The organism is Bradyrhizobium sp. CB1717 (assembly GCF_029714325.1).
Lineage (GTDB): Bacteria > Pseudomonadota > Alphaproteobacteria > Rhizobiales > Xanthobacteraceae > Bradyrhizobium.
In genome coordinates, this window is record NZ_CP121666.1 from 559,757 (window position 1) to 572,953 (window position 13,197).

A 13,197-nucleotide genomic window follows, 5' to 3' on the forward strand; every position below is an offset into this window, starting at 1 on the left:
TGGATCACACCAACTCTTGTGCGCAAGCGGCGTTGAGCCGTCTTAGTTCCGCAAGCTCTCTCTCCTGCTCGTCCGCCAGATGACCGTGTGGAGGGGATTTCAGGAATGAAGCCGCAGCTGCGTTAAATCCGGCCAATCCGCGCCGGCGCGCTGACGCGGCAATGCGGATCAGGTCGATAATTACGCCCGCTGCATTGCTCGAATCCTGAACCTCCAATTTCAGATCGATCGAGATCGGCATGTTCGCCCAGCCCCTCCCGATGACGTTGAGATATGCAACCTTTCGATCCTGGAGGTGCGGCACTACGCCTGCGGAGGGAATGACGTGGACTCTGTTCATGTCGAGGCCGGTCCGCGCCAGCGCGTTGCGCTTGCTGACAGTTTTCGACTCACCCCTGTTCTGCAAGTTGCGGAAATCCTCGTTGCCGCCGAGGTTCAGTTGATAGGTGTTTTCTAGCGTCAGCCCGCGGTTAATCAGCAGGTCGAGAATGGCCCGGTGTAGCATCGACGTGCCCATATGACTTGCAAGATCGTCGCCGATCAGGGACAGACCTCGTTCCTCGAATCGCTGCAAATGCTCTGGATTGCGCGCGACCGCTTCTGGCGTGCAATTCACAAAGCTGACTCCAGCCTCCAGCGCGCATTCCGCGTAGGCATCGGCCGCACGTTGCAGGCCGGTCGGCAGCGAGTACAGTAGGACATCCGCTTCGGATTGACGCAGTTCCGTCGCGACGCCAGCCTGTCCCATCACACCCTTGTCGGCGAGGTGCACACCATTGTGCACGATGGTGGTCGAGTGCGGGATGTCGAGACCAAGATTCGGATAGTTGTTCGGCGCGCAGAAAATAGCCTTTTCGATCGGCAAACCGATTTTTTCTGGTTGAACGTCGAAGGCGGCAACCAGCTCTATGTCTCCGATTGCGAAGTCGCCGATCTTGAAATGGCGAATTCCGGGCAGCTTATTGGTGTCGGCCCCGTCAGCAATCAGCGTTCGATAGTAATAGATGCCCTGCAATAGTGCCGAGATATTGTTCCCCACACCAGCAACCGCTAGCCGCAACGGCTTCGCCATGATCTTTCCTTTCCCATCACGCCTTGACCCAACTTTCGTCGACGCATTCGTCCGCCGCAAGAATGCCATCACGTTTCTCGAGCTCCGGAAAGGCAATCCTGTTCTTGCGGGAGAACATGATTCCCCCGGCCCAAACATAGTTCGTGCCGCCCCATCGCATTGCGGATTCATCAGACGCGAAAAAGCCGCGTCCCGCCGAGTTTGCGCTGGTGTTGCACAATACAGCCAATCCGCTGATCGCGCTGTAGCGGTGCAGCAGGTCCGAGATCGTAGAGTTCTGTCTTTTATTGACGGTCTGCACACGCGCTGTGCCGTCCTCGTGGAGGACCGCCGGAATTCGGTTCTTCCAGCCGGGCTGCACGTCCCACTCGAACGACATGTAAGGGTCGGGCCGGTCGATCAGGAAGAATTCAGCAGCCAGATCCTCAATGCATATCGGAGCCACAGGACGATAGCCTTCTCGCCGCTTGATGACGTTCAGGTGGCTCTTCATGGCGGTGGACGTAGCCGGCGCGATTATGCTCCTGTTGCCCAAGGCGCGGGGACCCAATTCCGCGCGGCCGTTCAAGATTACGACCGGTTCACCGGTCAAATGCAAAAGATCCGCGACCTCCGCAATGGCGCATGAGGCACCGCTCCAGCCGGGAGGCGGACCCTTGAGCACCAGCTCCGGCCCGCTATAGACCGACCATTCGAGCGGCGCTAGTCCGCCATCTGCGACCCATCCGCAGACGGCCGCGCCCAGCGCGGCGCCAGAGTCGTTCGGGAAGGGCGGCACCCAGACGCTATCGAAAAGTCCGCAGGTCCGCAGCCTACGATTCCACTTGATGTTCAACGCACATCCGCCGCAAAACACCAAATCCCCGCACTGTCTTGTCTGCTGCTTGAGTAGGGCTGCCAACGCAGCATGAAACGTCCTCCAGATGAACTCATGCCAGGTCGCGAGCACGTCTTCCGGCGCTATGTCGTGGAAGTCGATCCGGCTGAGGAGCTGCTGCAGCAGCTGATGTCCTAAAGGCTCCTGCCAGTAAAAGTCGTCATGGCTTCGGCGGCTGTCGATCACGAGCGCGCAGACACGTTTGTAAGCGTCGTCACATCTCGCCAGCAGGCGTTCGTCCACCTGTCCGCGCGCGATAAGGGCCATTATTTTCCCAGGAACAGCAAGGGTATCCGGAAACTGAATTCCGGTGTCGAAGGGGGGCACCCGCAGTGCCATCTCGTGATACGCATTGCCGATCAGTGGGCAAATCGTCGAAATGGATTGGACGTTGTTGGCGGCCGGATCGGCATAATACAGGCACGGGAACATCGCGCCGTCCCAGACGATGATCCAACTCGGTTTGCCAGCGGCCGCGAAAGGGCTGGCGCAATAGCTGCCGAGAAGGTGACCGGAATAGTGACAGAAGCTGGAGTAGGGAAGATCCCACACCTTGAAGCGATATTCCTGAAGCGGATTATTGCCTAGGATGCCCCGTCGGTACGGCGCGAGATTTACCTCCACTTCTTCGTGAAACAATCTGGATGTCTTGAAGGTTCGCCGCCATCCGTCGAACACGAACTTGTCGACGTCGCGGGAATCGTAACCGTTGTCGGCGAGAATATCGAAAACCTGTCCCAGATCGGTGATCTTGCTATGCCGCTCTGCGTCATTGAGTTTCTCCATCTCGATGGAGAAGATTAGGCGCCCGTTATCAACCAGCGCTACGCCTCCGTCGTGAGTAAGCTTGACGCCACAGGTGATCATCCGGCTCTTCCAGTCTCTAGAACCGACCGCAATCGGTCAAATATCGGCGGACAAGCGATCAGGAAGTCTTCGCCATCGCTGGCGTCCTGACCTCCGTGCAATGTGAGCCGAGCCATTTTCGCGCCGGCTTCGGTTGCAATCAGACCGGCAGCGGCAACATCCCAAATGCGGATACGATCGAAAAACCCTTCAAGTCTGCCATCCGCGACCCAACAAATGTCTAGCGCCGGCGCGGCCAACCTCCGAATGTCGCCGAACATCAGCAACAACGGCTTCAATCGGTCGAGAATACGCTCGATGTTCCTGCGATCGTGAGGAAAGCCGGTGGCAATTAGCGCCCGCGCGGGATCGACCGCACTCGAGATCTTGATCGGAGCGCCGTCACGGAATGCGCCCCCTCCCAGCGTCGCGTGGAATGTCTGGGACTGGAAGGGCGCATGGACGACCCCCAAGACGATATCGCCTCCCAACGACAGTGCGATCGAGATCGCCACGTGGTCGAGGCCATGCGCGAAGTTCGCTGTCCCGTCGAGCGGGTCGATGATCCAGCACGGATCGGACCCGGCCGAAGCGAAAGCGGCGCCTTCCTCCGATAAGATCATGTGATCGGGCCAGCGCTCGCCGATGCGCGCGCGGAGCAATTGGTCAACCTCAATATCGGCCGTAGTTACGAGTTCGAAGCCGCCCTTGGAGCAGACGTCGAAATGCGCGCGCTCGCGCATCCGAAGTAGGGTCGCGCCGGCCTCGTGACTGATGGCAAGCGCGAATTCCAGATAGGGCACCAGATTAACCGACGCGGACGACATTCTGATCTACTCGATGGCTAGGGATTCTCGCAGATAGGCCCAGTCTCCCTTCTTGGTCGCGTCAATACTGACATAGAAGACCGGCATTGCGGACACGATGTGTTTTAGCTTTGCCTTCATCGATCCGTACATTTCCGCGAGTTGGAAATGATCGCCTTGCACGGACGCAAGGATATCGTCCTTGATGCCGTAGGTCACGGTCGGAAAAGCGAATAGTTCTGCGAACCCGTAGATCTGATCGATTGTCATTCGTCGTATCAAAGCAGGCCGCTCCGGACGATAATCTATTACGCACATGATGTTTGGCGTTGTTTCGCTCTTGGTGTGCTCGAAAAATGATGCATGTCTAAGGGTGTACTCGTCGGCCTCGATATGCGGTTGGGCGCCGCTGGCCCGAATTTGGTCAGCAAAGATCGGGTCGTCGCGGACGCGGACCGGACTCTGAACCCCGATCACTCGCGTGGTCGATACAACGCAATGCGTATTCGCGACGAAGATGGCGCCGTGTTTGCAGGCTTCTTTGAGCATGACGGTCTTGCCGCCACTCCCTCGCCCGATAAGCAGAATGCCTTTTCCGTTCAACTCCACGCAAGCTGCCTTCAGATGCAGGTCGCCCCGCTTTTCGGCCTCCAGTGTCAAAAACACTTTGGTAAAATATGGCCAGATCAATTTTTTCAACGTTGTCCCGATCACGAGAACTTCGGATCCTGCAGTGAAAATAAAGGCAGGATCACCGAAATGGTGCGTAATGTAGAAGCCGGAGCGAAATCGATCGCCGCGAAAAGATTTGTCGCAGTAGTTCTTCAGCCAACTGAGCTCCTCGCTGCTAAAACTCTCTTGCTCGAACAGCGACACTCGATACTTGCATTGTTCAAACTCTGATTTCGAACTCGAGTGCGAATAAACGTAGCTCGAGCCCGGAAACGGGGCTGAATTCGAAGCCACCCCGATGCGAAGATAGTTAAGGTCTACGATCCAGTAATGCGGGCAGCCGAACCGTCGGACAGCCTGCTCGTACGACGAATTCATGTCGGCCTCACGTTGCTAGGCCCATGCGGCGCAGCGCCCTGATCAGCGCGTTAAGCTTCGTAGCATCAATTTTCTTCTCTCCCTCTTCCTGAATGCCTTCGTGTGCTGATTTCCCGACCCGCGTGCGTCGTCTACCGGTTCGCAATTCGTAGATATCGAATGAATTGCGATTTATGGGTCCCTGCAGCATAAGGCTTACGGTATTTGCCGACGCAAACGTTGAATGAACCATCTCGCTGTCGATCATGTAGGCCGAACCGGCAGCTTGTGCCTGCACAAGCAGCGGCCTCAGTGGGAACGATAGCCGGTCTGCATCCAAACTGGAATTGGCACCGAATAGTAGGTGCTTGTATTCACCGGACAGGATTCTCGCGCAGAAATGTGCCCGGTGGTGATGAGCTTCTAGAACCTCTTCGCCGAAAACATGCAGTCTCAACTTCCAAGCGTTCTCAACGCCCTCCATAAGCACAATCTTCGAAAACAAATTGAAGCTCTCGCATTGCGCGAGAAGAACTTCCGAGTTCAAGACGCCTTCGAGAAGGGCCCCCAACACGGACGGACGAGACGCATGCTCGAGCGCGGCGCAACCGCCTTGGTGTGCGCCCAGGATATCATTCCAGCCGACCGCGTCACAAAGCGCTCGGACCTGGGTTGCGGAATCGCCCCGGCCATCGATCGTCATTGAACAAGCCTCGCTTCAATGACTGCGCTGGTCCATTGTCTCAGCGAAGATCGGTCGATGTCACTCCAGCCTCGACGACTTCCATCGATGATCCGATCAATTTTGCAGCTGTGATCATAGCGATCCTCTCCGCGAAAGCCGATACTCGCCGTATAAATGAGGTCCCCCCCGTCGGGAGTCGACAGACGGAGCGCCGCGATTTGACGAGTCGAGTTGAATAGCACCTGATTGGGCCCGGGATTGAGCTTGTCTGCGGTCGCCGTCCCGATTATCATGTCGGGAATTCCGGCGATCAATTTGTTGAGACAGATTGCTTCTTCGCGTAGCCGCTGAATCGCCGGTAGCAGCGCTGTCCATAGCTTCCGAAAGAAGTTTTCGCGTTGCACCGCTGAATGGTCACCGCCGGAATCCAGGTGTCTAAAAGCGGTTTCAAAGACCGTGAAGTAGATTTCGCGCTCCAGCCATTCCAGTCGACGATGCGCTTGGCTTACAAGGTCGGTCAGCCAGCGTGGAGATTTGCTAGAATCGATATCCTCGTGGCCGCGGACAAAGACGCGAAAGCGTTCTTTGGCATCGAGAAGCTCCCGAGATTCATCATCCTCAAAACGGCGATGATGCAATCGAACGCATTTTTCGACAAATCTAACGCCTGGGTCATCGAATTCATACTCCCATCTCTCACCGAACGGCGCAATGCTGACGCGCCCCTGCGCCACCATCCGATCATAATGTGGAGTGCCCCAGTAAATATTCATCTTGTTCTGAAGGTGCTGAACCTTCGCGTATCCTGTGCCCTTCACCCAGGCGAACTGCTGCTTCAGTTCAGCCAAGGTCATTTCCGGATCGAACATGATGTATCCCATGTTGATCTGAAACGGCTCAAAGCTCGATTTCTTGAGTTCTTCGATTGCGTTGTTGTTGTCGGCCACCGTGGTCCCTTTGTCCCAGCGTTGCAGCACCGAATCAACGCCGGCCTCGAAACCGATGAAGATGCGGTGCATACCCGATCGCTTCATCTTGCTCAGTAGATTCTGATTGAGGGTATCGGCGCGCATCTCCGCGTAGAAATTGATGTCCAGCCGCTTGTCCCAGATAAGGTCGCAAAACTCCTCGACCCAACGAACTCCCTTTCGGGATGGAATCAAGAAGATGTCGTCGACAAACGAAAAGCGTTGGATGCCGTAGTCGTTGATGATCTTTTCAATCTCGCTAACGACGTTTCCTGGTGTCCGTCGCACCACCGCGCGGTTACCGTAGATCTGGTGAATCGAGCAGAAGGTGCAGGCGGCGTAGCATCCCCTGGAGGCGACGATATAGGCCGACGCCTCGGCGGCACCGGTGGTCTTCATCACATAACGGAGGTCGTCGCGCAGGGGAAAATTCAAGTCATCGAGGTTTCCGATTCGCGCGCGCGGGTCGTTACGCACGATGCCGCCATCTCTGCGAAACGTGACGCCAAGCATGTCGTCGAGTGGAATCTGGTCGCGCACACGCGTCGCGAGTTCAACGATAGCGTTTTCACCCTCCCCTCTGACAACGGAATCGATGTCCGGACAATCTTCAAGGAGTTTGATGTCGGCTGCTGTTGCGAGAACGCCGCCGATGGTGATGTGCATATCCGGCCGACTACGTTTCAATAGGCGCGCAATGTCCTTGGCGGCCCGGTAGGTTCGCTGGGATTTGCACGACAACCCAACCAAGCCGACGTCGTCGTCGATCGCGAGCAAGTCGGCGACTTCGTTTGGATCAAGAAATTGCAGCTCGGCGTTGATGGACCGATACTTGATTCTGGCATGATGGAGCGCTGCCGACAGATATCCTAGTGCCAGGCTTTCGCGAAACTTCAGCCTGTTTTTATTCTGCGCTTCCGTCAGAAATGGGTGAATGAGTCCCACGGAGAATCCCATCGTCCCTCCTTGCAACTTTCATCAGCGTCTCAAATCCCATGCCGGAGAAATCCTAGCTGTCGTCGGCTTGAAAGCTATCGGTTGATCGCGAGCAAGGGACTCCGGTCTAATTCAAAAGCAGGTTGCAGCAGGTGCATTATACATGTAAGCTTAGAAGCCGCCAGACACCTGTTTTCTGAAAATGGGAGTTGCCAATGAAGGATAAGGATAGTGCCAAAGCCTCGTTGAAATCCGCGGTGACCGACAGTGCCATGGTCTCTTTAGCGTCCATGTCGACGGACAGTGCAGCAGTTTCGATCCGGGTACCCTTGGCCGAACTTGCTTCCAAGCTTTCGGCGCTTTCTTCAATATCGAAGTCGGCTGTCGTCCACATTCACGGAAAGCCGAGAATGATAGCCTCGGTGGTAGCGTCGCTTAGCAAGAGGGTATCACACGTGTCTGCCCGGATCGGGTTTTCAGCGACTGATTCGGTTGCGGCTGGCATTTCCGGACGGAAGCCGGTGAAGTAAGAAAATCCGGTTTATTAGATGTCAGATTGGCGAGCAGCCGCTCGTGGTTTATTGCGTTGGACGATGACCGGCCAACTCTCTTGTGCCGTCGACGATTGTTTCAGGCATGTTGATGCCCTTAGGGAAAAAGGTTTGGATAGCCTTTACTATCTCGCCTTTGAGCCCGACAGTCACGTGCAGCGCCTTTATGACGAGGTCTGGCGGAAGCAAAAAGCAGCTTACCTGCAAGTTCAGAAAGAAGCTGCATCCGCCGGCATCGAAAGCCTTGTTTTTAAGGGGGCGGCACTAACGGACCGCTGGTACGGGCGTCCGCTAGGTTGCATGGCCGATGTCGATCTCCTTGTGCATAAGGATGCGGTTATTGCGACGATCAAAATACTTTACGATTTAGGTTACAGGCCTAGTGAATTTCATGGCGACCACGGTGTCCTCAGATTGCGCAGTCAAGCCGAGATCTTGCACCACGAAGCGCAGCATTACGAACTGGTGCCGTACAACAGACTTGAACCGATCGAACTGTCGGGGGCAGAAATTTCCGCAATTCAGGGGGTCCATCGTCATGCTATTCGTCTTATTGACGGCCGGCCTCAGGTTCTGATGGAAGTCGACCTTCATCACGGCGTCGCCACTGATATGGACTGCGACTTCTTTTTTGACCGCGCAGTAACCGGCCCGCATGGGCGTACGTTCTCTGATTCCGATCACCTCTGGTTCGGCTTGAGCAGGCTCTACGCCGAGGTCGCGCTGTATGGAAAGCAGTCTTTGCGCGATTTTGGATATCTTGCGCCGTTGTTGACGCGTGGGAGCTTGGATTGGAGCCTGATCGCGAACATGGCGGCCGAGCATGAGCTCAGGCCCGCGCTCTTTTACTTCCTGAGCTTTCTGGATGATCTCGCTGGCCACGTGGTTGATCCCAGTGTTCTTGACGCATTGTCTCCGCGCCGTGGTCTCCGATATCGAGATTGGGGCTGGCAGCTTGGGAAGCTTTTTGACACAGTAGAGCCACCGCCAAACATTTGGTGTTAGTGCCTATGCAACAGCCGGGTGATGGGGCATTCCAACGAGCTAACAGTGTTGGTTGCGGCGTGGCCGTGGTCGGCACGGGATTTGGGTCGAGCCACCTAGCTTTGCTGTCGGAATTGCCATCCTTCAAGCTGCGCTACATCTGCTATAAGAACGATCGTGCTAGGGCTGAACTTCTCGCGCACCGTTTTGGCGTGGCTGCTGTTACAGATTCCTATGAGGAGATCATAAAGTCCGATGTTGACTTGGTGGTTTTAGCTACTCCTGTAAGCTCTCACTACGATCTCGGATCGCGTGCACTAAGGGTAGGCAAGAATATCATCGTCGATAAGCCACTTTGTCTGAATGCTAGTGAAGCTTGGTCGCTCGCCAAACAAGGTAAGGATCATCGCTGCATGACCTTCTTTCAATGGCGCCATCACCCGGGCTTTAGGGCCATGCACTGGATTGTGAACCAGGCGGTCCTCGGACATGTTCATCATATCGATTTACAGTTTCGCCACGACTTCCTCGCAGGTGAGACGGCATGGCCATGGCGACATGTATGGAGCGAAGCGGCTGCAGGCGCGTTCGCAGATCAGGGCGTTCATTTGCTCGATCTAGCGCACTGGCTCAAACAAGACACTCCAAGGGTAAGGGCTGCGTTTGGTCGCTGCTTGCGAAGTGAACGAAAGACAACCGACGGCAAGACAGTGGTCGCCGAAACGGAAGATTTCGGGCAGGCGGCCCTTTGTTTCAGCGACGATACGCTCGCGAGTATTTTTGTCTCGAGATCAGCGTCCGGATGCAGAGAAATTAGCGCAACCTTGACCGGAGACAGGGGGACGGCACGCCTCCTTGTAAATACTGATAACTCAATCTACAAAATTCACGTAGATGCCTCGACCGCAATAGCCTTGCCTGACTTTCCAAACGAGAACCCATATCGCCTTTGGCTTGATGCAGATGCAACTTCCTTTGGCCGCTGTGCCAGTTTGGTTGATGGAGCAATAGCTCAAGAGCTGCTCGATGGTATTATCGCAAATCTTAGGCACGAGACCGGCTCTTAGATTGCCGGAGGGCCCTCCTGTCGTGCAGAGGGGGCTGACGATCGCAGTGACGTCCCTCTCCCGATCAAACCGGCGGAGAGCGGTCCATCAATTGTTCAAGGTGCCTTATTAAGCTACGCCACACCGGCTTGCTGGCCATCAATTGTGTAATTTACTTCCAATCGAGCAGGACGAACGGCTGCGCCCTCGTACGTGGTCGTAATCCGTATTGTTATCTTGTTTTCCTTCGCTAACTGCTTTCGCCAATTGATCTTCCATGTCCTTGAAGCTGTATCTGCTTCGGCGGTTGCAGCGACTGCGACGTCGGCTGCTGCTTTCTGATATGCGAATACTGCCTGACCGATCGAAGTGTATCGGTCGCTGAGGTTATTCTTTGTGGGACAAGCAAGGTGTTACCTAAGGCAAGAAGACACACCAACTAACAATGATCATATCTGGCTCAGAGTACGAGCAGCAATCGCCCTCAGGACCTAGCTAGGATCTATTTCATGTCGCGGAACGTATCTTTACGGGCTTGAAGTAGGCGCTCGATGCTCTCTTGCGGTTATTCGGCGAACTAAATGATCGAAAACCGTCGGCTTTGAATCGAAGACCGAGCCCAGCCAGTAATTCTAAAGGGTTTGTCAGGCTATGAATGTGAGGCGGTGCTGGCGCGGGAAATTTGATTGCGCGGAATCATCTCGATCGCTCTCTTGAGCGTCTTTGGCCACTTGGAGCCGTACTTCTCAGACACCGAACCACTGCCGTGGCCCTGGATGAAATCCGCCACTTGCGCGTGCATGCCGACGTCGCGCGACTGCGACTTCCAGCGGTGCCGCCAGCCATGGTTGGGCCAAACGTTGTGATCGACTGGCATGTTCCTGACCCATTCCGCCAGCCGTTCGCCGACCTTCTGATAGTGAGGGTGCGCACCCTTGCCGCCCCGTGATCGTGCCGGATCGTAGAACAACGGTTTTCCAAATTTCTTGCGCTCTGCCACGTAGGCCCGCAAACCCTGATCGATCAGATGGGAGTGGACCGGGACGAGGCGCCTCTTGCGCCCCTTGGTGCGATCCTTCGGCAGGTTGAAGCAGAGGATGCCTTGAACCGTCACCACGTCTGAAGGCAGGAGAGACGTGATCTCGTTTACCCGCGCGCCCGTATAAGCGCAAATCCAGGGGACCCAGCGCCGGGCCGCGGCCATTTCAACGGAAAGCAAATGCGAGCCCTTCCAGAGGGTCGCGGCCAGGATGGTGCGAGCGTCCTTGTCGCTAAATCCCTTCTCGTCATCGTCCTTTTCGGTCTCGACATTTCGAACCACGACGCCGGCGACGGGATTGACCGCCAGCTTGTCCTCGTCAACGAGATATTGGCAGACGGCCTTCAGGGCGGCGAGATGGACGTCCTTGACGGTACGCGGTGCGCGCTTCCTGATCTCTCGCCCGATCCTGACCTCTTGCCGGAGAAGTGCGTTCTTCCAGTCGATGACCTGCTTTTTCGTCACCTTGGCGAGATTCGAATCCTTGGCCCAGTCCGTGAACTCCTTGATGACCGGTCGCCACCGCTCCAGGGTCGACGCAGCCAGCCCCGCGGCATCGGCATATTTGTCGAACCAGACTAGGGCATCGAGTTTTTCAGGTTCGGGCGGCGGATAGCTCGCAGCGTGAGGAGAAGGCGAGAAGTCCCCGTTCGCTGCACGAACCAGATCTGCCGTCGCATGTCCCCTGGCTTTGAAAAAGGCACGCACGAACATGGTTTGGCTGTTAACGTCGAGCCGCAGCTTTTTCCGCTCTAGGAAGCCCAAAATGTCCTCCCAGTAGGCGAACAGCTGCCAATTGGGTTGCCAGACGACGGGTTTGGACTTCCTCTTGTGGACTTCTGCCGCTTGGTAGGGCGCGGGAGTAGGATCATTGCCATGCTTTTCGACGTATTCGCGGTAGTATTCGCCGGCGAGTGCGAATGCCTGCTTCGGGCTGAGCGCCGTCATCGGCAGGTCCTGGGTCACGGGGTCGGGCAGGCCGGCCCGGCGCGCTTCGAACCTTTTCTCCCATTCGGTGTCCAGCTCGAGGGACAGCGTGGCACAGCGGACGGTGGCGATCCGCTCGTCCTCGGTCTCCAGCGAGCGCCAGATCTCGCCGCGCCCGACGATGTCGCGGTAGCGCTGCGGCACCCGCTTGCGCATCCAATAGGATTTGCTTTTCTTGTCACGCAGGACCGGCGCGGGCATACGAATAACCATGGCTGTGTAGCATCCCTGTGTAGCACCCGGATGCTGCGCAAGCCCTTATCAGACCGGAACAATTTGAACGGACTGACAAAATCCCGCCGATGGGTTAGGAATCCCTCCCTCTCCGCCATATCAAAGACGATGCTTCCAAATAGCTCCGCAAAATCAGCCTGATGCCGGTGCCGCTCGGCCCGCCAGCACCGCCCGCGCCGTCGCCACAAACGCCTGCGCCGCCGGCGACAGCGTTCGGCCCTGACGCTGCAGCAGCGACACCGGCCGCGTGAGGGCGGGCCGCACCAACGGCCTTGCGATCAGCGTCGGAAACTGGTCGGCCGGCAGCATCGTGGCGGGGAGGATGGCGAGGCCAAGGCCCTGCGCGGTCATGGCGAGCGCGGTGTTGATCAGCGTCACTTCATAGGTTGGATCGAGGCGCTTGCCCTGCGCGCTAAGTGCCTGATCGATCTGCATGCGGATCCGCGTCTCGCGGCGCATCGCGATGGTCGGCAGTTGCGCCAGCTCGTCCCATGTGAGGGCACGGCGTGCGGCGAAGTCCGCGGTGCGGCGGCCGATGGCGCTGAGGCGGCCGCTTGTCAGCGTCTCGATCGTCATGTCGGCGAATTCGCCTTCCACGCTGCCGATCGCGAACTCCGCGTCGGCCGCGCTCAGGCGCGGGACGAGATCGTCGGCGGCAACATCGCGCATGTCGATCTCGATGTCGGGATGGCTGGCGCGGAATCTTGCGAGCACCAGGGGCAGCAGCGCCGAGGCGGCGCCGGCCGAGGCGAGAAACGCGACGCGGCCGGCGCGGGCCTGCGCGAGGTCGCGCATCCGGCGCGACAGGCCCTGCGCATCGCTCAGCATGCGCTCGGCGGCGTGGAAGGCTTCGTCGGCGGCCAGCGTCGGCTGCACCGAGCGCGTGGAGCGGTCGAACAGTTTGACGCCGAGCTGGCTCTCGAGCTGCTGGATCAACAGGCTCGCCGCCGATTGCGTGATTCCGAGCTCGCGGGCGGCCCGCGTGATGCTGCGTGTCCGGTACACGCCTGTGAAGGCCCGCAATTGGCGCAAGGTGACATTCATAGCAAAAGCTCATGAATTGATGAGTTCTTTCCGGCTTATCGCATAAACGGACCTGCAATAAAATGCATGCTGCGTGGGCAACGAATCCGCGGT

The 13,197-nt window shown here is 57.0% G+C and carries 11 protein-coding genes; 2 read left to right on the forward strand and 9 right to left on the reverse strand.

All coding sequences use genetic code 11. The annotated features are described in order from the left end of the window. Positions 1–4 precede the first annotated feature (4 nt). From QA649_RS02615 to QA649_RS02645, 7 genes are all read right to left on the reverse strand, one after another. Positions 5–1,072 carry an inositol-3-phosphate synthase gene (locus tag QA649_RS02615; protein ID WP_283022831.1) on the reverse strand — a complete coding sequence of 356 codons (1,068 nt, stop codon included), beginning with the start codon at positions 1,070–1,072 and terminating at the stop codon, positions 5–7. Positions 1,073–1,088: 16 nt separating this feature from the next. Continuing rightward, complete coding sequence (locus QA649_RS02620; protein ID WP_283022832.1) at positions 1,089–2,816, reverse strand: carbamoyltransferase N-terminal domain-containing protein; 1,728 nt, start codon at positions 2,814–2,816, stop codon at positions 1,089–1,091. Then, positions 2,813–3,622, reverse strand: a complete 810-nt coding sequence (locus QA649_RS02625; protein WP_283022833.1) for an inositol monophosphatase family protein — start codon at positions 3,620–3,622, stop codon at positions 2,813–2,815. Before QA649_RS02625 ends, QA649_RS02620 begins: the two co-directional genes overlap by 4 nt. 6 nt (positions 3,623–3,628) lie before the next feature. Continuing rightward, positions 3,629–4,477, reverse strand: a complete 849-nt coding sequence (locus QA649_RS02630) for a hypothetical protein (RefSeq protein WP_283022834.1) — start codon at positions 4,475–4,477, stop codon at positions 3,629–3,631. A gap of 181 nt (positions 4,478–4,658) precedes the next feature. After that, positions 4,659–5,333, reverse strand: a complete 675-nt coding sequence (locus tag QA649_RS02635) for a hypothetical protein (RefSeq protein WP_283022835.1) — start codon at positions 5,331–5,333, stop codon at positions 4,659–4,661. Next, a complete protein-coding gene (locus QA649_RS02640; protein WP_283022836.1) occupies positions 5,330–7,240 on the reverse strand; it encodes a radical SAM protein in 1,911 nt (636 codons plus the stop codon). Before QA649_RS02640 ends, QA649_RS02635 begins: the two co-directional genes overlap by 4 nt. Before the next feature lie 136 nt (positions 7,241–7,376). Beyond that, the gene (locus QA649_RS02645) at positions 7,377–7,613 is read right to left on the reverse strand and encodes a hypothetical protein (RefSeq protein ID WP_283022837.1); all 237 of its coding nucleotides are present in this window, start codon (positions 7,611–7,613) and stop codon (positions 7,377–7,379) included. A 199-nt stretch (positions 7,614–7,812) separates the two neighbouring features. Between QA649_RS02645 and QA649_RS02650 the strand changes: the two genes are divergently transcribed. Beyond that, positions 7,813–8,775 carry a nucleotidyltransferase family protein gene (locus tag QA649_RS02650; protein WP_283022838.1) on the forward strand — a complete coding sequence of 321 codons (963 nt, stop codon included), beginning with the start codon at positions 7,813–7,815 and terminating at the stop codon, positions 8,773–8,775. A 5-nt stretch (positions 8,776–8,780) separates the two neighbouring features. Further along, complete coding sequence (locus QA649_RS02655) at positions 8,781–9,821, forward strand: Gfo/Idh/MocA family oxidoreductase (RefSeq protein ID WP_283022839.1); 1,041 nt, start codon at positions 8,781–8,783, stop codon at positions 9,819–9,821. Positions 9,822–10,449: 628 nt separating this feature from the next. Here the strand turns inward: QA649_RS02655 and QA649_RS02660 are convergent. Beyond that, positions 10,450–12,039, reverse strand: a complete 1,590-nt coding sequence (locus tag QA649_RS02660; protein ID WP_283022840.1) for a DUF6538 domain-containing protein — start codon at positions 12,037–12,039, stop codon at positions 10,450–10,452. Between the two features lie 153 nt (positions 12,040–12,192). After that, on the reverse strand, positions 12,193–13,104 hold the full coding sequence (locus QA649_RS02665; protein ID WP_283022841.1) for a LysR family transcriptional regulator: 912 nt from the start codon (positions 13,102–13,104) through the stop codon (positions 12,193–12,195). Between the last annotated feature and the right edge of the window lie 93 nt (positions 13,105–13,197).

Coding starts and splice junctions, on each gene's coding strand:
- QA649_RS02615 (WP_283022831.1), bottom strand. CDS start 1,072: ATGGCGAAGCCGTTGCGGCTAGCGGTTGCTGGTGTGGGGAACAATATC.
- QA649_RS02620 (WP_283022832.1), bottom strand. CDS start 2,816: ATGATCACCTGTGGCGTCAAGCTTACTCACGACGGAGGCGTAGCGCTG.
- QA649_RS02625 (WP_283022833.1), bottom strand. CDS start 3,622: ATGTCGTCCGCGTCGGTTAATCTGGTGCCCTATCTGGAATTCGCGCTT.
- QA649_RS02635 (WP_283022835.1), bottom strand. CDS start 5,333: ATGACGATCGATGGCCGGGGCGATTCCGCAACCCAGGTCCGAGCGCTT.
- QA649_RS02640 (WP_283022836.1), bottom strand. CDS start 7,240: ATGGGATTCTCCGTGGGACTCATTCACCCATTTCTGACGGAAGCGCAG.
- QA649_RS02645 (WP_283022837.1), bottom strand. CDS start 7,613: ATGTGGACGACAGCCGACTTCGATATTGAAGAAAGCGCCGAAAGCTTG.
- QA649_RS02650 (WP_283022838.1), top strand. CDS start 7,813: ATGACCGGCCAACTCTCTTGTGCCGTCGACGATTGTTTCAGGCATGTT.
- QA649_RS02655 (WP_283022839.1), top strand. CDS start 8,781: ATGCAACAGCCGGGTGATGGGGCATTCCAACGAGCTAACAGTGTTGGT.
- QA649_RS02660 (WP_283022840.1), bottom strand. CDS start 12,039: ATGGTTATTCGTATGCCCGCGCCGGTCCTGCGTGACAAGAAAAGCAAA.
- QA649_RS02665 (WP_283022841.1), bottom strand. CDS start 13,104: ATGAATGTCACCTTGCGCCAATTGCGGGCCTTCACAGGCGTGTACCGG.